The 20,829-nt window shown below is 68.5% G+C and carries 17 protein-coding genes and 2 tRNA genes; 7 read left to right on the top strand and 12 right to left on the bottom strand.

Annotation, left to right across the window (positions count from 1 at the left end):
- Positions 1-254: 254 nt before the first annotated feature.
- A complete protein-coding gene (locus GGR71_RS08330) occupies positions 255-524 on the bottom strand; it encodes a hypothetical protein (protein WP_237474308.1) in 270 nt (89 codons plus the stop codon).
- Positions 525-572: 48 nt separating this feature from the next.
- The gene (locus GGR71_RS08325) at positions 573-1,169 is read right to left on the bottom strand and encodes an STY0301 family protein (protein ID WP_343160803.1); all 597 of its coding nucleotides are present in this window, start codon (positions 1,167-1,169) and stop codon (positions 573-575) included.
- A 104-nt stretch (positions 1,170-1,273) separates the two neighbouring features.
- Here GGR71_RS08325 and GGR71_RS08320 point away from each other — a divergent pair, with 104 nt between their 5' ends.
- Together GGR71_RS08320 and GGR71_RS08315 are read left to right on the top strand one after the other, a co-directional pair.
- Entirely contained in the window at positions 1,274-1,669 is a 396-nt protein-coding gene (locus GGR71_RS08320) for a DUF2628 domain-containing protein (protein WP_048488929.1), read from the top strand.
- A gap of 160 nt (positions 1,670-1,829) precedes the next feature.
- Positions 1,830-3,995 (top strand): TonB-dependent siderophore receptor, encoded by a 2,166-nt coding sequence (locus GGR71_RS08315; RefSeq protein WP_160958988.1) that lies wholly within the window; start codon positions 1,830-1,832, stop codon positions 3,993-3,995.
- A gap of 166 nt (positions 3,996-4,161) precedes the next feature.
- Here the strand turns inward: GGR71_RS08315 and GGR71_RS08310 are convergent.
- Positions 4,162-4,235 (bottom strand) — tRNA-Cys (locus GGR71_RS08310).
- Between the two features lie 387 nt (positions 4,236-4,622).
- Between GGR71_RS08310 and GGR71_RS08305 the strand changes: the two genes are divergently transcribed.
- The 4 genes from GGR71_RS08305 to GGR71_RS08290 all read left to right on the top strand — a co-directional run bounded on the left by GGR71_RS08305 (position 4,623) and on the right by GGR71_RS08290 (position 9,414).
- Complete coding sequence (locus GGR71_RS08305) at positions 4,623-5,807, top strand: hypothetical protein (protein WP_160958990.1); 1,185 nt, start codon at positions 4,623-4,625, stop codon at positions 5,805-5,807.
- A gap of 947 nt (positions 5,808-6,754) precedes the next feature.
- Positions 6,755-7,084: a MoaF-related domain-containing protein gene (locus GGR71_RS08300; protein ID WP_160958993.1), complete on the top strand. Its 330-nt coding sequence runs from the start codon at positions 6,755-6,757 to the stop codon at positions 7,082-7,084.
- A 92-nt stretch (positions 7,085-7,176) separates the two neighbouring features.
- Entirely contained in the window at positions 7,177-8,013 is an 837-nt protein-coding gene (locus GGR71_RS08295) for an MBL fold metallo-hydrolase (RefSeq protein WP_202404935.1), read from the top strand.
- Between the two features lie 546 nt (positions 8,014-8,559).
- Positions 8,560-9,414, top strand: a complete 855-nt coding sequence (locus GGR71_RS08290; protein WP_160958998.1) for an SMI1/KNR4 family protein — start codon at positions 8,560-8,562, stop codon at positions 9,412-9,414.
- Between the two features lie 143 nt (positions 9,415-9,557).
- Here GGR71_RS08290 and GGR71_RS08285 read toward each other — a convergent pair.
- From GGR71_RS08285 to kdsB, 6 genes are all read right to left on the bottom strand, one after another.
- Positions 9,558-9,633 (bottom strand) — tRNA-Gly (locus GGR71_RS08285).
- 36 nt (positions 9,634-9,669) lie between these two features.
- Positions 9,670-10,305, bottom strand: coding sequence for a CDP-diacylglycerol--glycerol-3-phosphate 3-phosphatidyltransferase (gene pgsA, locus GGR71_RS08280; RefSeq protein WP_017912639.1), 636 nt, complete (start codon positions 10,303-10,305; stop codon positions 9,670-9,672).
- Between the two features lie 9 nt (positions 10,306-10,314).
- Positions 10,315-12,174, bottom strand: coding sequence for an excinuclease ABC subunit UvrC (gene uvrC / locus GGR71_RS08275; RefSeq protein ID WP_160959001.1), 1,860 nt, complete (start codon positions 12,172-12,174; stop codon positions 10,315-10,317).
- A complete protein-coding gene (locus GGR71_RS08270) occupies positions 12,171-13,592 on the bottom strand; it encodes a hypothetical protein (RefSeq protein WP_160959004.1) in 1,422 nt (473 codons plus the stop codon). The genes uvrC and GGR71_RS08270 overlap by 4 nt, the downstream gene beginning before the upstream one ends.
- A complete protein-coding gene (locus tag GGR71_RS08265) occupies positions 13,589-14,077 on the bottom strand; it encodes a low molecular weight protein-tyrosine-phosphatase (RefSeq protein ID WP_160959006.1) in 489 nt (162 codons plus the stop codon). Before GGR71_RS08265 ends, GGR71_RS08270 begins: the two co-directional genes overlap by 4 nt.
- The gene (gene kdsB, locus GGR71_RS08260; RefSeq protein ID WP_160959008.1) at positions 14,074-14,853 is read right to left on the bottom strand and encodes a 3-deoxy-manno-octulosonate cytidylyltransferase; all 780 of its coding nucleotides are present in this window, start codon (positions 14,851-14,853) and stop codon (positions 14,074-14,076) included. Before kdsB ends, GGR71_RS08265 begins: the two co-directional genes overlap by 4 nt.
- 217 nt (positions 14,854-15,070) lie before the next feature.
- Between kdsB and GGR71_RS08255 the strand changes: the two genes are divergently transcribed.
- Complete coding sequence (locus GGR71_RS08255) at positions 15,071-17,272, top strand: TonB-dependent siderophore receptor (protein ID WP_237474310.1); 2,202 nt, start codon at positions 15,071-15,073, stop codon at positions 17,270-17,272.
- A gap of 315 nt (positions 17,273-17,587) precedes the next feature.
- Here the strand turns inward: GGR71_RS08255 and lpxK are convergent, their stop codons facing one another.
- The 3 genes from lpxK to GGR71_RS08240 are packed head-to-tail and all read right to left on the bottom strand — an operon-like array spanning position 17,588 to position 20,825.
- A complete protein-coding gene (lpxK, locus tag GGR71_RS08250; protein WP_160959010.1) occupies positions 17,588-18,622 on the bottom strand; it encodes a tetraacyldisaccharide 4'-kinase in 1,035 nt (344 codons plus the stop codon).
- The gene (msbA, locus tag GGR71_RS08245) at positions 18,619-20,391 is read right to left on the bottom strand and encodes a lipid A export permease/ATP-binding protein MsbA (protein WP_184451799.1); all 1,773 of its coding nucleotides are present in this window, start codon (positions 20,389-20,391) and stop codon (positions 18,619-18,621) included. The genes lpxK and msbA overlap by 4 nt, the downstream gene beginning before the upstream one ends.
- On the bottom strand, positions 20,388-20,825 hold the full coding sequence (locus tag GGR71_RS08240) for an ExbD/TolR family protein (RefSeq protein ID WP_019800228.1): 438 nt from the start codon (positions 20,823-20,825) through the stop codon (positions 20,388-20,390). The genes msbA and GGR71_RS08240 overlap by 4 nt, the downstream gene beginning before the upstream one ends.
- Positions 20,826-20,829 lie beyond the last annotated feature (4 nt).

Below are 20,829 nucleotides of genomic sequence, written 5' to 3'. Positions count from 1 at the left end.
CCCGACTCCCCAATCCCCGCCACCAGGCCAGGTAGGGATCGCCGCCCCTCGCTCGTCTCTTCAACAGGACTTTCCCCTCCTGGGCTGGAATCGCGTCAGCGTGCGCGGCACCGGCCGCTCCGCCGTCCTGGACGACCGTTCTCCCGATGCAACACTGCAGCACACGCGACATGGACGTCACCGCCCGCGGCATGCGCCGCGCAGCGTTCGCGTGCCTGCGTCAGCCGTGCGCACGCGCAGCCTGGAGACTGCGCTCAGTTCCAGCAATACCAGGCCAGGCAAGCCAGCGCCAGCGCACCCAGGCAGCACAGGCGCACGCCGCGGCGGCGGCTAAGCAGCGCGTGCACGCCCTGCAGCAGCACCAGCACAGCCAACACGCACAGGCCGACCAGGCGCCCGTTGCCGCTGTCCTGGAAACTGGCCGAGGACAGCTGCGGATCGGTGCTGTCCACCCATGCGTACGGGCTGCCGGACACGACGTACAGCAACAGCATGCCCAACACATAGCCGGCCCAGGCCAGCATTTGCACCGCGATCGCAACGGCTTTGCGCGCACCTGCCATCGCGCAGCCTCACTCGCACACGAACATCGTGCCGGCGGTCGGATCGGCCCCGCTCGGGCGCAGCGTCTTCGCCTCGCAGCGCGCGACGTCGCCGACACGCTGCGAGATCTGCACTCTACCGTCCGGCCCGTATCCGCACACCAGGTAGATGCCATGCGGATCGGGCGCATCGAAACGCCAGATCGACACGCCGGCATCGCCGGGGCGGCGCGCGTCCTCGTTGCTCGGCACCAGCGCGGCCATCTCGCGCGGCGGCCCGGAATAGACGCCGCTGGAGAACAGCCGCAGCGGCGGCGCGGCGGCGAGATCGACGCGGGCACCGGCCGGCACGTCGGGACTCTGCAGTTGTGCCTCGGCGATGCGCAGGCGCTCGGGGCACTGCAGCGTCTCCCTGGCCGCGGCGGGCGCAGCGGACAGCGCGACCATGAGCAGCGGCAGCACGCAGCGCGCCGTGGCGGACATTCCCTTCGACACCATCACACGCTCCTTGTCGACTGCAGGATCGAGACCGGCAAAGGCCTCGGCCTTTGCCTCGCACGCCTGGCGGCACAGCCAACACCTGCTGCAGGCCACATCGCCGGGCCGCGCATACGGTGCCTCCGACATCGCCAAAGGTCAACGCGACGACACGACGCACAACCGGCGTCATCGCGCGCGTTGCGCCTACCCATCCAATTCCCCACTCCATCCACCCGCAGAAGAGAACCCCGATGCACAGCACGACCCACGACTACAGCCAGTACAGCCCGAAATGGCAATTCCGCTTCACCTTCTACGACACTCACGGCGAACCCAAGTCGGCGAGCTTCAAGGAAGCGATGAAAGCCCTTCCGTTCAAGGAGAAGCTGCGCCTCAACATGAACTGGTTCGCCTTCTTCTTCGGCTTCATCTACCTGTTCGTCATCGGGCTGTGGCGCAAGGCGCTGGTCCTGCTCGCCATCTCGCTGTGCTTCGGCATCGCGTTGGCCTTCCTTCCGGACGCGTTCGGCCGGGCCTTCGGTATCGCCTATTCGATCCTGGTCGGCATGACCGCCAACTACGCCTACTATCTGGACAAGGTGAAGGGCAGCACCAGTTGGAACCCGTTCGAAGGTATCCGCTGGTAACCGCCCCCTCGCACAACGCCTAGCTTGCACAGCGTCCGCCGCCGCAACGGCGGCGGACCCACCCATTCCCTCGCCACCCAGGCACGCGCCCAGGCAGCCCTTCCCTCCGCCGGTGCGCCGCGTTCGTCGCGCACAGGCACCGCATCGAAGGAGTCGCCTGATGTCGCCCACGTTCCACCGCCCGGCGTTCGTACGCCGCACCCGCCACGTCGCACCGCTGGCCGCCACCATTGCCGTCCTCGCCACGGCCGGCCCACACGCCGCCTACGCGCAAACGGACGCCACCATTCTGCCAACGGTGCGCGTCAGCGAGCGCAACGATCCCGGCAAGCGCAGCAGCACCGCCACCAAGACCGACACCAGCCTGCTGGACACGCCGCAATCGCTCTCGGTGATCGACGATGCGCGCATGCAGGCCCAGGGCGCACAGACGCTCAAGGACGCACTGAGCTACACACCCGGCGTGATCCCCACGCGCTATGGCACCGACTCGCGCTACGACTGGATCTCGCTGCGCGGCTTCGACGCCTATGCGCCCGGCTTCTACCTGGACGGCATGCCGCTGCGCAACAACGGCAACTGGGGCATCTGGCCGATCGAGCGCTACGGCGCCGAGCGCATCGAAGTGCTGCGCGGCCCGGCCTCGGTGCTGTACGGACAGAGCGGCCCCGGTGGGCTGGTCAACGCGATCAGCAAGCGGCCGACCGCCGAACCCCTGCACGAACTGCAGGTGCAACTCGGCGATCACCAGCGCCGGCAACTCGCCGGCGACCTGTCCGGGCCGCTGAGCGAGGACGGCACCGTGCTGTACCGCCTGACCGCCCTGGCGCGCGAGGCCGAACTGCCTGCCGGCGATATGCGCGACGACCGCCGCTTCCTGGCCCCGGCGCTGACCTGGACACCCACCGAGGCCACCCGCCTCACCCTGCTTTCGCAACTCGGCCGCACCCGCGCCGGCGTGTACCTGCGCATGCGGCCGGCCGTGGGATCGCTGGTGCCGACCGCGATCGGCACCTATCTCCCCAGCCGCCTGTTCGAGAGCGACCCGAGCTACAACCGCTTCGACCTGGACACGGCGATGCTTGCCGCGCTGTTCGAACATCGCGTCAGCGACGTGCTCAGCCTGCGCCAGAACGCGCGCTACGGCCGCCTGAAGGTGGACTACCGCAGCGTGCAGGGACGCGGCTTCGTCATCGACGACCCCGCCAACCCGCTGGACCCGGCCAACTTCGCCCGGCTGCGCCGCACCGCCTCGGACAGCAAGGAAACGGTGCACGCGCTGAACCTGGACAACCAGCTCGAGCTGCGCCTGCACGCCGGCGCCGTGCAGCACACCCTGCTGTTCGGCCTGGACTACCAACGCACGCGCATCGACCAGGTCAGCCACAGCGGCGGCACCACCACACCGCTGGACGTCCGCCATCCGGTCTACGGTGATCCGGTGAAGATGCCCGCGCCCTGGTACGACGGCATCGCCACGGTGAGCCAGACCGGCCTGTACGTGCAGGACCAGGTGCGCTGGCGCGAGCGCTGGCTGCTCACCGTCGGCGCGCGCTACGACCGGGCCGACAGCCAGCTCGACAGCCGCATGGATGGCAGCCGCAGCGACATCGTCGAACGCAAGGCCAGCAAGCGCGCCGGTCTTACCTACGTGGCCGCGAGCGGCTGGGCGCCGTACCTGAGCTACAGCGAATCCTTCGTGCCGACCGCCACGCGCGACCCGGTGAGCGGCCGCGCGTTCCGTCCGGAGAGCGGGCGCCAGTACGAAGCCGGCCTGCGCTTCCAGCCGGACGGCGGCACGCAGACATACAGCGCCGCCGTGTTCGACCTGCGCCGGCGCAACTACCTGACCTACGATCCGGACTTCATGCCGCGCCAGACCGGCGAGACCCTGGTCCGCGGCCTGGAACTGGAGGCATCGCTGCACCCACTGCCGCGCCTGCAGGTGACCGGCTCCTACAGCTACACACCGACGGTGCAAGTCACCGCCAGCAGCAACCCGCGCGAACTGGGCAAGCCGCTGTCGGCGGTGTCGCGCCACGCCGCCGCGCTGTGGGCCGACTACCGTTTCGACAGCGGCATCCGGCTCGGCCTGGGCGCGCGCTACACCGGTGCCAACCGCGGCGACCTGGACGCCGCACGCGCCGAGGTGCCGGCGTTCGCCCTGTTCGACGCACTGCTCGGCTACGACCGCGACCGCTGGAACTTCGCCTTGAACGTGCGCAATCTCGCCGACAAGACCTACCTCAGCAACTGCGACGCCTACGACAACTGCTACTACGGCGAGCAGCGACGCGTCATGGCCACGGCGACGTATCGATGGTGAGGTGGCGTGTGCGCGATGGCGAGAGGCACCGTCGCGCGCACGCTTCGCGCAGGTCGTTCGCCACGCGCACCGCGCAATGGCGGCACGTCTCTTCGATTGCGGAGAGGTGCTCGCATTGCGCAACGCAAAAGGGCCGCAAAATGCGGCCCGATGCGTTACATCGAAATGGAGGCCTGGGTCGGAATTGAACCGGCGTACGCGGATTTGCAGTCCGCTGCATAACCACTCTGCCACCAGGCCGGTGGACTGACGTCTTGCCGCAACGCCTGTGGCGTCCGACAAAAACAAAGCCCCGCTACCGGGGCCCTTGCGGCGGAAACGGGACGATGCCTTGCGGCTTCCATCCAACGCGTTGATTCAAAAGATTTTTTTGAATCAGCCCGGCGCACAACGGACTGCATTGTGTACCAAGCTCCTCAGCTTGGCAACCCTGCGCTACGCGCATGCAACGTTTGCGGAGACCGCACTGCCGAGACCACGACACCCACGCGGCGTCGCCATCCGACTGGAATGCCGACCACAGCGCCCCGCCGGTGGTGGTAGACAAGCGCCGCATCGCGCGGATCTGCGCACGATCGGCATGCTGCCGCGCTCTAGCATGGCACGACACCCAAACGAGACATCGCCATGAATCGATGGACACGCTGGAGCGGGACCGCGCTGTGCCTGGCCGCGAGCGCCACCGCCGCCGCGCAGACCTGCGCGCTGCAGACGCAGACCGTGGACCTGCCGCTGGCCTCCAAGGCCACGCCCAAATTCGCCTACCAGGTGCGTGTGCAGCTCGGCAGCGATGCCGACGGCCGCAGCCGCGGCAGCCAGGTGCTGGAGGTGGACACCGGCTCCACCGGCGTGGTGGTGCCGTTGAGCGACGCACTGCGCAGCGCGTGGGACGTTTCCACTACGCCTGGCTACATCTTCTATTCGAGCGACAGCAAGTATCACCCCGGCAAGTACGTGGACGTGCCGATGCGACTCGGCGTCTCCGCCGACGGCAAGACCGCCGCGGCGCGCGTGGACCGCATCACCGTGCTGGCCGCGCAGTGCACCTGCGATGTCGCCGGCGTGGCCAAGCAACCCAAGCCGCTGGCGCAGGTGCCGGCCACCTGCGCCGGCTACGACGGCAGCCCGGCGCTGAGCAGCAGCACGCAGGTGCTGCGCAACTGCAGCACCATCTCGCCGACCTTCGGCATGATGGGCGTGGGCTACGACCGCGGCGTCGATGCCGCGCGCAACCCGTTCCTCAACCTGGCGCAGATGCGTGCGCAGCGCATGAGCCCCGGCTACATCGTCAGCGCCAAGGGCATCACCCTGGGCGTCAGCAAGCAGGCGCTGGCCGGTTTTGCCATGGTGCCGCTGCAGCGCGGCGCGGCCACCGCCACCGCCCCGAGCGACTGGCAGGCGCCCAGCGCCTGCGCCAGCTTCCCCGGCAGCGGCAGCGACTACCGCGTCTGCGGCAAGCTGCTGCCCGATACCGGGGTGTCCTACATGATGCTCAACCCCGTGGTGCCACCGGCCACGCCCGACAGCCTGCAACAGACCGTGCAGATGACCGGTCATCCCACGCGCGTGGTGCCGGACGCCACCCAACTGCGGCTCGATGTCGTCGACGCCAGGGGACAGCCAGTGTTCGGCTACGGCTTCGCGGTCGGCGACGGCAAGGCGGCGACCCCGGACAGCGTGCAGTGGCGCGGCCCACTGAAGACGCCGCCGGCGCACATCAACAGCGGCCGCCACCTGCTCGCCGCGGGCAACTACGCCTACGACGCCGCCTGCGGGCATGCTGGTTTCAGGAAGACGCAACCGGGGGATTGAGTGCGCGCCCCCACCTGTCGGCAGGTGCATGCGTATAGCGCACAAAGACAGCAGTGACCGCGACCGACATGCGCCTCAAACGCACACTCGCACACCTGACGGCAACCCCCTGTCTTCAGGCCGTCAGTGCGCCCGTATCGCGGGCGCGGCGCGACCGTCGCCGGCCTGTGGCGCTCTGCAGCGCCTTTCGGCAGACCTCTGCGAGTTCGCTGCTCGGCGTGCACTGCCAACTGCGGCGGCGCCGACCGCCATGCCTCCCGAATCCGCAACCGCACCGCGGCGCGCGTTGTCCGGTCTGCGGGGTACGACAGGGCCATCGGCACCAATGAGGAGCACCGCTCGCGGCGACACGCGGGTAATGCGAAGGAACTGCGCCATCCATCGTCGCCATCTCGCACAGGCCAGGCGTGTTGCCTGGCGCGGAAGAGGCCAGCGCAAATCGCATGCCAATTGCCGCGCGTGGGCGTTGCGCGCAACACGGTGCGCACTCCTGAGCTTGACTGCATCCGCAGCGGCCGACGATGCGCCCACGCGAATGTAGCGGGAGCATGAGCGCCGGCCTCGTCGATCCATGAAAGGCATGGTTTGGCGCGATGCTCCTACGAAACGCCTTAGCGCCCCATTGCAAGATCCGCTACGCCCAGCGTCTTCATCGCCAGGCAGTTCCGCACTCGGGCACCAACGCCGGCGCCGACACCGGCAACGGTTTCCACCATTGCATTGCGGCCTGCGCCACGGAGCGACTTTGGGCCATCGCCCATCGCCGTACATGCCGATGGTTCGCACACTGACTGACGCGGCGGTACCGGACGGTTTGCGGTGCGAGCGCAGTTCGGCCGGCTCCCGTGCCGTGGCCTGCACACAGCGGCAACGCATGCCGATGCCGCTGCGGTCACCAACCGTGCCAACCAGGACGTGCGCCGCCTCCCACCTTCCAGGAGATCACCTTGAGCACTTCGCACAATGATCCGCTGCCCGCGGCCGGCAATACCTACCGCGTCGATTTCGGCGGGGGAAATGCCTTCGAAATCGCCTTCGACAATGCCGCGGCGATGACCTTCACCAAATTGCAGGAGCCCAACCTGGGCATGGTGGAAACCATCCGCTATACCCACAGGAAGCTGCGCGACGGCCTCTATCTGGTTTACTGGCAAGAGCAGGACGGTACCAGCGTCGTGCACGCACAGGACTTCGAGGAGGGCCGTGTGTACACCCACATCACCTCTCCCGATCACCGCTTCTATAGCGGCATGTCGCTCCTCGAAAAGCTCAGGTAAGCGCACCACTGCGTTCGCAGTGCAGCGTGCTCGTCTGACCGATGCCGCGGCTGCACGACGACCTTCTCTCCTCCTCACTCCGCAGGATCGACATGCAGACAGATCAGCCGACCATCCGTCCAGCCACGCTGACCCCCCATCTCTTCAATCCAGGCGAAAAAGCCATCTTCGCTGTCAGTTCGGTACTGGTGCAAGGGCAGAACGAAGCGGTGTTGATCGATGCTCAGTTCAGTGCCACGCAGGCGCGCAAGCTCGTCGCGCTGATCCAGGCCTCGGGCAAGCGCCTGACCACCATCTACATCAGTCACAGCGACCCGGACTTTTACTTCGGGCTGGACATCGTGCACAGCGCGTTTCCGGATGCCAGGATCGTGGCCACCCCCTACGTTTCCGATCGTATCGAAGCGACCAAGGACGACAAGCTGAAAATATGGGGGCCGCAACTGGGCAAAGATGCACCCAAGCGTCTCATCGTGCCGCAACCGCTGTACGACAATACGCTGAGCCTGGAAGACCATGCTCTGCAGATCGTTGGCCTGGAAGGATTCTCGCCATACCGCAGCTTCGTCTGGATCCCCTCGATCAGAACGGTGGCGGGCGGCGTGCTGGTCTTCGCCGGCCAGCACGTATGGATGGCCGACACGCAAACGCCGGAATCGCTCGCGGCCTGGCTGACGATGCTCGGCCAGATCAAGGCGCTGGCGCCGCTGCAGGTACTGCCAGGTCATATCGGACAGGCTTTGCCGCGCGGGCTGGAGGCAGTTGATTTCACTGCCGGCTATATCCGCTCCTTCGAAAACGAAGCCGCCAAGGCACACAATTCGACTGAATTGATCGCGGCGCTCAAGCAGCGGTATCCCGACCTGGGGGGCGAAGGCGCACTCGAAATCAGCGCAATGGTCGCCAAAAAAGAAATAGCGTGGAAATGACCTCGCTGGAAGTACTGTCGAATCGGATGCTCGCTGCGGCTGACGACACCGGCCCGCTACCCATCCACCCTGCTGCGAAGTCATCAACTCGGCACGTACGAACCAACGCATCCAGCATATGCCAATAAAAAGAGGCGCTGCCCGCTCCTTTTGCCTTGCTGATGACACCCTGGAGAAAGCCGTCGCCCTATCGGTGCCGACATGGCGTCATGCCACCGTCATGCAGAGGTAGCACGGGAATTTGCAGACCACCGGTAGTGCGCGTCCGCGAAAAGTGCGCTTGCCCGGCGATGCAGTGGTCGGCAACAATCAGTCGTCACCATGAAAACGACAGCGCGCAATGGCACGTCAGAGCTGTATCGCGACCGGCGTAGGCCGCGGTTCTGCACCGCACCCGCCTTTATCACTGCGTAGCTGGGGAAGATCGTCGCGCGGCAGTAACGGGGGCGGCATGCGCCGGGGCCGCAGCGCACACAACATCGCCGTGAATGCCAGATGGGTCTGCGATGCCGCACGTGGTTGTGCGCCGTTCCCGCGGTGCGGCGTATGAACGCGCTGTTCGGTTTCGAGGCCTTGGCGGACGCGACCGGCATCGCGCTCCCGCCCCTGCTGCGCTCGCTGCTCGGCACGGGCAACGCCACCTACTTCCCGCACTGGTTCGATGCGTGGAAGGACCCCGAGCAACCACGCATCGTGCCGTTCGTCAGTTGGTGGGACTACGAGTGGATCGGCACCGAAAAGAGCGCGCGCAGCATCGCCGACTGGTTGCATCCCGAGGCGCAGGACGGCCGGCGCTTCCTGCCGTTCGCGCAGTCCGGCGCAGGCGATCTCTACTGTCTGGTGCCCGACGACGAGGGCAGCGTGGGCGTCGCCCTGGCGTGGCACGACGACGACCGCTGCCGGATCGAATACCGCACGTTCGACGATTTCGTGTATGCGCAGTATCTGCAGACGCTCGGCAACGCCAGTCATCTGATCGACGACTACGGCGCCCTGACCGCCGATCTCATCGCCGCCGACATCCGCAGCGTGAGTGGCTTCATGGACCCACAGCGCGGGGAGCGGCTGCATCAGGTGTGCCAACGCCCGCTGACGCTGCATGATTTCCGGCCCGGCCCCAAGGCCTGCGTGCAACGCGTACCCGCGTTCCTCTCGCAACAGGAATTGGACCTGTATCTGGCCGAGCTTGCCCAGCCACTGCCGCACTTCGACATCACCATGCGCTATGAGATGCGGGCGTACGACACGCCGCCACCGCCGCCGCCCGATTGGCGCGAACTGGCAAAAGCGCCGGAAACCAAGATGCAGGCGGTCCGCACTTACCAGCAGGAACACGGCTGCACGCTGCTGGAGGCCAAACAGGCGATCGACGGCGTCCTCGCCGCGGCTCAGGGGGCCTGACCACCCGGCGCATCGCTCGATCGGAGAAGCATGAGCTGCACGCGCAGCGCTGCACAGGCCCGGCGCGCAGGCATGAAAAAAGGGCCGAAGCCCTTTTCATCGACGCTCCACACGTAATCGCTGGAGGCCGGTACTGCTGAATCTGGAGCGGGAAACGAGACTCGAACTCGCGACCTCAACCTTGGCAAGGTTGCGCTCTACCAACTGAGCTATTCCCGCTTGAGGCCGCGAATTCTACCGGGACCACGCAGCCTGTCAACCGTTGCCTTCGATTTTTTTCGCGTTCTTTTCCGCCATCGCCGCGCGCTCGTCGTCGCGCAGGCTCGGCCAGGCCGCGTGCAGGTACTGGATGCCCGACAACAGGGTCAGGATCGACGCGATCGCCAGGGTCCAGTCGCCGACGTGGAAGATGAACAAACCCATCCACACGCTCTCCGGCGGCGAGCCGTCGGGCATCACCGAATACAGCAGGCACAGCAACGCCACCATCTGCGCGGTGGTCTTGATCTTGCCGATCATCGCCACCCGCACCTTGGCGCGCTGGCCGATCTCGGCCATCCATTCGCGCAGCGCCGACACCGCAATCTCGCGGCCGACGATCACCGCCGCCCAGAACGCCATCCACGGCGTCGGATGGCCCTGCACGATCAGGAACAGCGCCACCGCCACCATCAGCTTGTCGGCCACCGGATCCAGGAACGCGCCGAACGCGGAGTACTGGTGGTAGCGCCGCGCGACCCAGCCGTCCAGCCAGTCGGTGAACGCGGCCAGGCCGAAGATCGCCGCCGACGCGAAGTTGGTCCAGGTGTACGGCAGATAGAACACCAGCACCAGCACGGGGATCATCACGATCCGCAGCAGCGTGAGCCAGGTGGGGATGGTCAACTTCATTGCGCTGCTCTACTCGCCTGCCGGATCGGGCACCGGCAGTCCGTGCAGGTTAGCGTAGATTCGTGCGGCCAGTGCGTCATTGATGCCCTCCACCCGCGCGATCTCGGCCTCGCCGGCGGCCTTGAGCCCGGCCAGTCCGCCGAAATGCTTGAGCAGGCTGGCACGTCGCCGCGGGCCGATGCCCGGGATGTCCTCCAGCTTGCTGGTCATGCGCGCCTTCTGGCGGCGCCCGCGGTGGCCGGTGATGGCGAAGCGGTGCGCCTCGTCGCGCACCTGCTGGATGAACTGCAGCGCCGGCGACGCGGCGCCCGGGCGCAACTCGCGCCCGTCCGGCATCACCAGGGTCTCGTGGCCGGCGCGGCGCTCGGCGCCCTTGGCCACGCCGATCAGCAGCACCCCGTCCACGCCCAGGTCGGCCAGCGCGCCGGTGGCCTGCGCCAGCTGGCCGGCGCCGCCGTCGATCAGCAGCACGTCCGGCAGCACCACATCGCCCTTGCCCTCGCCTTCGGCGGCGCGACGGAAGCGGCGCTCGATCGCCTGGCGCATCGCCGCGTAGTCGTCGCCCGGCTCGATGCCGCTGATGTTGTAGCGACGGTACTGGCTGCGCACCGGGCCGCTGGCGTCGAACACCACGCACGAGGCCACCGTGGCCTCGCCCATGGTGTGGCTGATGTCGAAGCATTCCACCCGCTTGACCGGCTCGGCCAGGCCGAGCATCTCGCGCAGCGCCTCGCTGCGCGCGTGCTGGGCGTTGCGGCTGGTCAGTTCGGTGACCAGGGTGGCCTGGGCGTTGCGGCTGGCCAGCTCCAGGTAGCCGGCGCGCTCGCCGCGCACGTTCCACTTCAGCTGCACCTTGCGCTCGGCGGCCGAGCTCAGCGCCGCCTCGATCAGCTCGGCCTCGGGAATCTCGCGGTCCAGCAGCACCTCGCGCGGCGGCGCGTGCTCGACGTAGTACTGCGACACGAACGCGCCCAACACTTCGGCGGCACTGTCCTCGCCGTTGGTCTTGGGAAAAAACGCACGAGTGCCGAGGTTGCGGCCATCACGGAACGCCAGCAGCAACACGCAGGCGTTGGCGCCCTGGGTGGCGCAGGCCAGCACGTCCAGGTCGGCGGCGCGGCCGTCCACGTACTGCCGGCTCTGCATGCTGCGCAACGAGCCGAGCAGGTCGCGCAGGCGCGCGGCGCGCTCGAACTCCAGGCGTTCGCTGGCGGCCTGCATGGCCTGCACCAGTTCCTCGCCAAGCTGGTCGCTGCGCCCTTCCAGGAACAGCGTGGAACGGCGCACCGCCTCGGCGTACTCGTCGGCCGCCACCAGCGCCACGCATGGCGCGCTGCAGCGGCCGATCTGGTACTGCAGGCATGGCCGCGAGCGGTTGCGGAACACGCTGTCCTCGCAGCTGCGCAGCTTGAACAGCTTGTGCATCAGGTTCAGCGTCTCGCGCACCGCGGTGACGCCGGGATACGGGCCGAAATAGCGCCCGGGCACCGCGCGCGGGCCGCGGTGCAGGGTGATCCGCGGCCACTCCTCGCGGGTCAGCAACACGTAGGGATAGCTCTTGTCGTCGCGCAGCGACACGTTGTAGCGCGGCGACAGCGACTTGATCAGCTGGTTTTCCAGCAGCAGCGCCTCGCCCTCGCTGCGGGTGACGGTGACGTCCATGCGCGCCACCTGCGCCAGCATGGCCATGGTCCGCGCGTTCTTCGGCGAGCCGCTGAAATAGCTGGACACGCGCTTGCGCAACGCACCGGCCTTGCCGACGTAGAGCAAGGTGTCGTCCGCGGCGTACATGCGGTAGACACCGGGCGCGGTACTGAGGTTGGCGGCAAAGGCCTTGCCGTCGAACGCGGGCAATGCGGGGGTGCTCATTCGCCGATCGCGACGTCGTGCAGTTCGCCGCTGGCGATGTCGTAGCGCAGCACCGCATGCGCGTCGGTCTCGGCGATCCACACCGTGCCGGCGCCGACCGCCAGCCCGGCCGGGCCGTGCAGGCGCCGCGGCAGGGCCGCGGTGGACAATTCGCCGCCGCCCAGGCGCAGGCTGCGCAGGCTGCCGTTGCCGCTGTCGGCGATCCACAGCAGCGGCGCATCCGGGCTCAGCGCGATCGCCTGCGGGAACTGCAGGCGGGCACGGCTGCGCGGTCCGTCCTCGTCGCCGAAATCCCAAGGGCCCTGGCCGCCGAGCAGGGTCTGCACCAAGTCACCGCGCAACTGCATCGAGCGTACCGCCGAGCCGAGCGCATCGCACACATACAGCACCTGCTGCACCGCGGCCAGGCTGCACGGCTGCGCGAACGCGGCCAGGTGACCGCTGCCGTCGCGCAGTTCCAGCGCGCCTGCGCCGGCCCGCCAGCGCAGGCTGCGGCTGCCCAGGTCGTAGCTCCAGATGCGGTTGTCGCCGGCCATCGCCAGGTGCACCTGGTTGTCGGCGACCACCACGTCCTGCGGATGGTTCAGCGGCGCCAGCAGCGGTTGCTCCACCGGTCCTTCCACCGGCTCGCCGGCACGGCCGTTGCCGCACAGCGTATCGACCTGGCCGGTGAGCAGGTTGATCCGGCGCAGCGCGTGGTTGCCGGTATCGGCCACGTACAGCACGCCGCGCTCCAGGGCCAGCCCGCGCGGGCGGTGGAACGCCGCCTCGCCGATCGTGCCGTCGATGAAGTCGGCGGTGCCGATGCCGAACTGGCGCAGTACGCGGCCGCTGGTGCTGCATTCGAGAACGCGGTGATGGCCGCTGTCGGCGACGTACAGGCGGTCCTCGGCCACCGCCAGGCCGGTCGGGAAGCGCAATGGCAGGCGCGGCTCCGGCTGGGTCTCGCGGACATCGCGCAGATCCTCGTCCAGCGGCGGCGGTTGCCCGGCGCACAGCGCATGCAGCGCCTTGTCCAGTTCGGCGCCACCGATCCCGACCAGGCGCTCGCGTTCCACCCCACCGGCATCGATCAGGAGCAGGGTCGGCCAGGCCTGGATGTCGAAGCGCTGCCAGGCGGCCCAGTCGGCATCGAGCAGGATCGGCGCGGACACGCCCTGGCTGCGCAACAGCTTCAGCGCCCGCTGCGGCGCGCGCTCGCTGTCGAAGCGCGGCACCTGCACCACGATCACCTGCAGTCGTCCGGGATTGCGCGCCTGCCACTGGCCGAGTTCGGCCAGGCGCTGCGCGCACCATACCGACGCGGCGTTGACGAAGGCCAGCACCAGCGCCCGGCCCTGCAGATCGCGCAGGCGGATCGGCTCGGCGTTGAGCCAGGCGCCGGACGCGGGAAGTTCCAGGGCGGCGATGGAATTCATCGGACGATTATGCCGGAGCCGACGTCGACGGACAGTCGTGCCACGCTGCCGGCGGCGGCTTCGTCTACCAGTTGCCAGACCTGCTCGAACTGCGCGCTGCCGCCGGTGTACGGATCCGGGATCTCGCTTCGGCCATGCACGCCGGCCCACGGCAGCCACAGCGCCACGCGCTCGTGCGCCGACGCCGGTGCGCGCTGGCGCACGTCGCGCAGATTGGCCGCATCGGCGCACAGGATCCAGTCGAACTCGGCAAAGTCGCGGTCGCGCAGCTGCCGCGCACGCAGGCCGGCGATGTCCACGTCATGCGCGGCGGCGCAGGCCACCGCGCGCCGATCCGGCGGCTCGCCGCGGTGCCAGTCGCCGGTACCGGCCGAGTCGACCTCCACCAGCCCGGCGAGCGGCGAGCGCTGCAGGTGGTGGCGCAACGCGCCCTCGGCCATCGGCGAACGGCAGATGTTGCCCAGGCACACCAACAGCAGCTTCATGCCTGGCCCTGCAGGTAGGCCTCGGCGCGCGCCAGGTCCTCGGGCGTGTCCACGCCGGGCGGGAACGGCGCCGGCGACAGCGCCACCGCGATGCGGAAGCCGGCTTCCAGCACCCGCAACTGCTCCAGCGACTCGATCCGCTCCAGCGTGCCCGGCGGCATCGCCGCGAACCGGCGCAGGAAGCCGGCGCGATAGGCGTAGATGCCGATGTGCCGCAGCCACGGGCCGGGCAGCGGCAGTTGCGCCTGCGAGGCGGCGAAGGCGTCGCGGTGCCAGGGGATCGGCGCGCGGCTGAAGTACAGCGCATCGCCAGCGGCGCTGCGCACCAGCTTGACCACATTGGGATCGAACAGGTGTTCGGCCGTGTCCACCGGCGTGCCCAGGGTCGCCATCTCGGCGCCGCTGTCGGCCAGGGTCCGGGCCACCGCGACGATGCCGGCGACCGGCGCGAACGGCTCGTCGCCCTGCAGATTCACCACCAGGGTCGCATCGTCCCAGCCGGCGATGTCGGCGCACTCGGCCAGGCGGTCGGTGCCGGAGGCGTGATCGCTGGAGGTATTGGCCACGTGCACGCCGTCCAGGTCGGCCACCGCGGCGGCGATGCGCGCATCGTCGGCGGCCACCCACACCTGCGCCGCGCCGGCGGTGAGCGCGCGCCGCGCCACGTGGCGGATCAGCGGCTCGCCGCCGAGCACACGCAAGGGCTTGCCCGGCAGCCGCGAGGCGGCATAGCGGGCCGGAACGGCAACCACGAAGGCCGGTGCGGCGGCGCTCATGCCGCCACCGCGCCAGCGACGGGAGCGTCGAGAGCCACGGCGCCAGGCGCGTGCTGGAACGGGACGAATCCGGCCATGAATTGATCTTTCCCCATGAATTATTGAGAATAGTTCGCATTCGCCGCTTGATCGACCGGACTGCCCAGCGCGTATCCCACTGCGCCAGCCTCCGGCGCGACGACGGCGTTGCCTCCTGCCCATTCTATAGACCCTAACGATGAACCTCCCCGCCCGCCCCATTCGATCCGCTGCACAGGCCCCCTACGCCACCGCGCGCCGCGCGCTGGGTCTGGCCATCGCCGCCCTGCTGCTGCCGACCGCGGCTGGCGCCGCCGAGGCCGGTGCCGGCTCGGCCGACGCCACGGTGGCCGGCGACCGGGAGCCGACCCAACTGCAGAAGCTGGACGTGGTCGCGCAGCGCGAGGACGGCTATACCGTGTCGCCCAGCGCCACCGGCACCGGATTGGTGTTGAGTCCGCTGGAGACGCCGCAATCGGTGAGCAGCATCGGCCGCGAGCAGATGGACGACTTCGGCCTGCGCAACGCCAACGACGTGCTGGCGCTGGCCACTGGCATCAACGTCGAGAAGATCGAGACCGACCGCACCTACTACAGCGCGCGCGGGTTCGACGTGGTCAACTTCCAGGTCGATGGCCTCGGCCTGCCGTTCACCAACGGCGGCGCCGAGGGCGACCTGGACACGGCGATGTACGAGCGGGTGGAGGTGTTGCGCGGCGCCAATGGACTGCTGTCCTCGACCGGCAATCCGTCGGCCACGATCAACTTCGTGCGCAAGCGCCCGACCGAGGATCTGCAGGGCAGCGCCGGGGTGACGGTGGGCAGCTGGGACACGCGGCGGCTGGACGCCGACCTGTCCGGCAAGCTCAATCGCAGCGGCAGCGTGCGCGGCCGCGTGGTCGCCGCCGGCCAGGACGGGGACAGCTACCTGGACCGCTATGCGCTGAAGAAGCACAGCATCTACGGCATCGTCGAGGCCGATCTGGGCGACAGCACCTTGCTCAGCGTCGGCGCCAGCTACCAGAAGAACGAACCCCACGGCGGCATGTGGGGCGCCTTGCCGCTGTACTACAGCGACGGCAGCGCCACCGACTACGCGCGCTCGACCAGCACCTCGACCGAATGGTCGTACTGGAACAGCACCGACAAGCGCGCATTCGTGGAACTGCAGCAGGCGCTGGGCGGCGGCTGGCAGCTCAAGGCCGCACTGAACTACCGCAAGCTGGATTCGGACGGCAACCTGTTCTACGCCTACGGCACGCCGGACCGCGCCACCGGGCTGGGGCTGTACTCCTATCCTTCGCGTTACGTCAGCCACGAGACGCAGAAGTACGCCGACCTCTACGCCAGCGGCCCATTCGTCCTGGGCGGCCGCGAACACGAACTGGTGGCGGGCGTGAAGTGGGCCGGCATCGACGTCTCGCAGGTCTCTACCTATGCCGATTCCAGCGACACCAGCGCCTGGTTCGCGCTGCCCAGCCTGGAGAGCTGGACCGGCGACATCGCGCTGCCGGCGTTCACCACTGCGCCGACCGGCGCCGAGTTCGACATGATCCGTCGCAGCGCCTACGCCACCGCGCGCTGGAACCTGAGCGACGCGCTGAAGCTGATCACCGGCGTCAACCACACCAGGATCGAGAGCCGCGGCCAGAACTACGGCGTGCAGCACGCCTACGACGACAGCAAGACCACGCCATTCGTCGGTGCGGTCTACACCTTCGATCCGAACTACGCGCTGTACGCCAGCTATGCGGAGATCTTCAACCCGCAGACCGAACTGGACCGCAACCTGCAGGTGCTGGCCCCGATCACCGGCAGCAATGCCGAGCTCGGCATCAAGGGCCAGTGGTTGCAGCAGCGGGTCAATGCCTCCTTCGCGCTGTTCCGCGCCAAGCAGGACAACACCGCCGAGGCCGACACCTACGTCGGCACGCTGCAGACCTACAAGCCGGTGGACGCCACCTCTACCGGCTACGAGTTCGACGTCGCCGGCCGCATCGGCACGCAGTGGCAGCTCAACGCCGGCTATACCCAACTGGGCATCAAGGGCGACGACGGGCGCAATGTGCGCACCTACGTGCCAAGGCGCACCTTCAAGCTGGCCACCACCTACACCGTGCCGCAATGGGAGGCGCTGAAGCTGGGCGCGACCCTGACCTGGCAGGACGCCATCGTCCGCGACCAGCAGGCCGTGGACACCGCCGGCAATGCCATCTACACCCGCCAGGGCAGCTATGCGCTGCTGGGACTGATGGCGCAGTACGCGATCACGCCGCGGCTCAACGCGACGCTCAACGTCTACAACGTCACCGACCGCAAGTACATCAACAGCCTGTACTGGGCGCAGGGCTACTATGGCGCGCCACGCAACACCGCGCTGTCGCTGACCTACAGGTTCTAGCGCGGTTCGCTGGCCCAACGCGTCGCGCTGGGGCTGAGCCGCGACGCGTGGTGCAGTGGCTGGCGATCGCGAATCCTGCAACGGACGATGGCAGCAACCCGAACGCGCCATCGCACCGGAGATGCGGCGCGCAGCGCAGCAGGCCAGAGCGCCGTGCTGCCTGCGTGCCTCCAGGCATCTCTCGGAAGCGTCCTGTAGGAGCGGCTTCAGCCGCGATGGGCTGCACCGGGAACGCCCCATCGCGGCTGAAGCCGCTCCTACCGGACACCCTGGATCCGTCACGATTGTGGTGGAAACAGGTGATGCGAGGCGCCGCTAGTCGCTGGATTCGCCCGCGCGGCCACGCAGCTTGTCCAGCCGGTCCAGCAAGCCGATCCAGAACGCCGCCGGCAGTTCGGCGACCAGCGGCACGCTGAAACACCAATCGTTGACGAAGGCGGCACATTTGACCGCATCCTTCTCAGTCATCAGCACTGGCAGTTCGCTGCCGAAAGCAAGATCCGCGGCGCGGTACTGGTGATGGTCGGGAAAGGCATGCGGCACCACACCGATGCCCTGCGCGCGCAGCATGTCGAAGAAGCGCTGCGGGTGGGCGATGCCGGCCACGGCATGCACGCGCTGGCCGGCGAAACTGCGCAGCGGCCGCGCCCGCCCGCCGCGCAGCGGTTGTGCGCTGTCGATGCGCAGGCGCATCGCCCATTCGCCAAAGCCCGCTTCCAATTCGCCGCTGTCGCTGGCCTGGCCGAGGTTGATGACGCGGAAATCGCATTCGTTGCCGCGTGCCACCGGTTCGCGCAGCGGCCCAGCCGGCAGCAACCGGCCGTTGCCGTAGCGGCGCTGGCCGTCCACCACCTCGATCTCGATGTCGCGCTGCAGGCGGTAGTGCTGCAGGCCGTCGTCGCAGACCACGATATCGCAGCCGGCATGCAGCAACGCCCGCGCCGCGGCCACGCGGTCGCGATCCACCCGCACTGGCACGCCGGTCTTGCGCGCGATCAGCACCGGCTCGTCACCACCCTGCTCGGCCGGGGTGCCCGGCTCGATCCAGCGCGGTTCCTGCGGCTGGCTGCGGCCGTAGCCGCGGCTGGCCACGCCCGGGGTCCAGCCGGCGTCGCGCAGGCGCTGCACCAGGGCGATGGTCAGCGGCGTCTTGCCGGTGCCGCCGGCAGTGAGATTGCCCACCACCACCACCGGCGCGGCGATGCTGTGGCGCTTGCGCCAGCCGCGCCTGTACAGCGCGCGGCGCAATGCGATCGCCGCCGCGTACAGCGGGGTCAGCAACCGCGCGTGCAGCGGCGGCGCGCCCGTGCCGTACCAATAGGCGGGTGTGTGTGGCCCGCGCTCGCTCATCCGTACTGCCTTTCGCGGAACTGCATGCTGTGCAGGTGCGCATAGACGCCGCCCAGCGCCAGCAGCTCGTGATGGGTGCCGCGCTCGACGATACGGCCGTGGTCCATCACCAGCACCTGGTCGGCGTGTTCGATGGTCGACAGCCGGTGGGCGATGACCAGCGTGGTGCGGTCGGGCATCAGCCGGTGCAAGGCGTCCTGCACCAGCCGCTCGGATTCGTTGTCCAGCGCGGCGGTGGCTTCGTCGAGGATCAGGATCGGGGCGTCCTTGAGCATCGCCCGGGCGATCGCCAGGCGCTGGCGCTGGCCGCCTGACAGGCGCCCGCCCTTGGCCCCGACCTGCGCCTGCAGGCCCTCCGGCAGGTGGTCGACGAATTCCATGGCATTGGCGTCAGCGACCGCCTGGCGCAACTGCGCCGGGCCTGCCTCGCGCATTTCGCCATAGGCGACGTTCTCGGCGATGCTGCCGTCGAACAGCATCACCTGCTGGCCGACCAGGGCGATCTGCCGGCGCAGATCCTCCAGGCGATAGTCCTGCAGCGGATGGCCGTCGAGCAGGATCTGCCCGGATTGCGGATCGTAGAAACGCGGGATCAGCTTGACCAGGCTCGACTTGCCGCTGCCGGAGCGGCCGACGATGGCGGTGACGGTGCCGGGTTCGGCGACGAAGCTGACCTCGGCCAGCGCCGGCCGCGCCTGCCCCGGATAGGCGGCGGTGACCTCGCGGAACTCGATCCGCCCCTGCGCGCGCTCGATGTGGCGGGTGCCGCTGTCCTGCTCCTCCGGCGCGTCCAGCACCACGAACAGCCGCTGCGCCGAGGCGACGCCCCGCTGCAGCATGTTCTGCACGTTGGTGAGGTTCTTCAGTGCCGGGATGATCGCCATCATCGCGGTCATCAGCGAGACGAACTCGCCGGCGGTCAGGCGCCCGGCCAGCGCTTCGTGGCCGGCGATCAGCAACAGCGCGGCCAAACCGATCGCGCCCAGCAACTGCACCGCGGCCGAGGAGATGCCGCGGGTGGATTCGACCTTCATCGCCAGATGCAGGTTGGTGTCGGCCAGTTGCTGGTAGCGCTCCATCTCGCTGGCGCGCGCGCCGTAGACCTTGACCTCCTGGTTGCCGGACAGGGCCTGCTCGGCGGCCTGCATCAGTTCGGCATTGCTTTCCTGGATGCGGTGGCTGACCCGCCGGTAGCGCTTGGCCACGCGGTCCATCACCCAGGCCAGCGGCGGCGCCACCAGCAGGATGGTCACGGTCACGGTCCAGCTGTACCACAGCATCACCGCCAGCGCGCCGACGATCTGCAGGGTCTGCTGCACCATCACCTTCATCGCGTCGACCGCGGCCTGCGCCACCTGCTCGCTGTCCGAGCCCAGCCGCACCAGCATCGACGCCACCGGCTCGGCGTCGAAGCGGCTGCCCGGCAGGCGCAGGTACTTGTCCAGTACGTTGACCCGGAAATCGCGGGAAATGCTTCGCGCCGCGCGGCCCATCGACATGTCGGTGACGTAGCCGGCGATGCCGCGCAGCACGAACAGGCCGACGATCTGCAACGGCAGCCACATCGCCACCTCGCGGTTGCGGGCGATGAAGGTCTCGTCGGTGATCGGCTTCATCAGCGCCAGGAAGCCGGAGCCGGCCAGCGCCTCCAGCAGCGCGCCGACCGCGGCGATCAGCAGCAGGCCGCGGTAGCCGCCGGCATAGGACAACAGGCGGCGATAGGTCCGCCAGGGGGAATCCTGGACGGGCACGTCGGTGGGTACATTCACTTGGAGCTTCCGTCCCTGTTGACTTCGGGGGCAGTGGCGATGGCGATGCGGCGGAACCCGAGCTGGCCCAGCGCGTCCTGCGCGGTGACCACCGCCTGGTACGGCGTGCGCGCGTCGGCGCGCAGCAGCACCGGCTGCTCGCGGTCGTCGCCGGCGACCTGGGCGATGCTGCGCTTGACCGACTCCACGTCGGTGCGCAGCACTTCCTGGTCGTTGATGAAGTAATGCCCGTCGGCGTTGATCAGCACGCTCAGCGCGCGTGCCGGCGGCGGCGCGTTGCGGTCGCTGGCGTTGGGCAGTTGCAACTGCAGCGTGGAACGCGCATCGAAGGTGGTGGTCACGACGAAGAAGATGATCAGCACCAGGATGACGTCGATCAACGGCACCAGGTCGATCTGCGGCTCGTCCTGGCCACGGTCGTCGCGGATCCGCACCGGC

It is taken from the genome of Xanthomonas sp. F1 (genome assembly GCF_014199855.1).
Note: the sequence above shows the minus strand (reverse complement) of the source record. Positions and strands in the feature narration are given on the sequence as shown.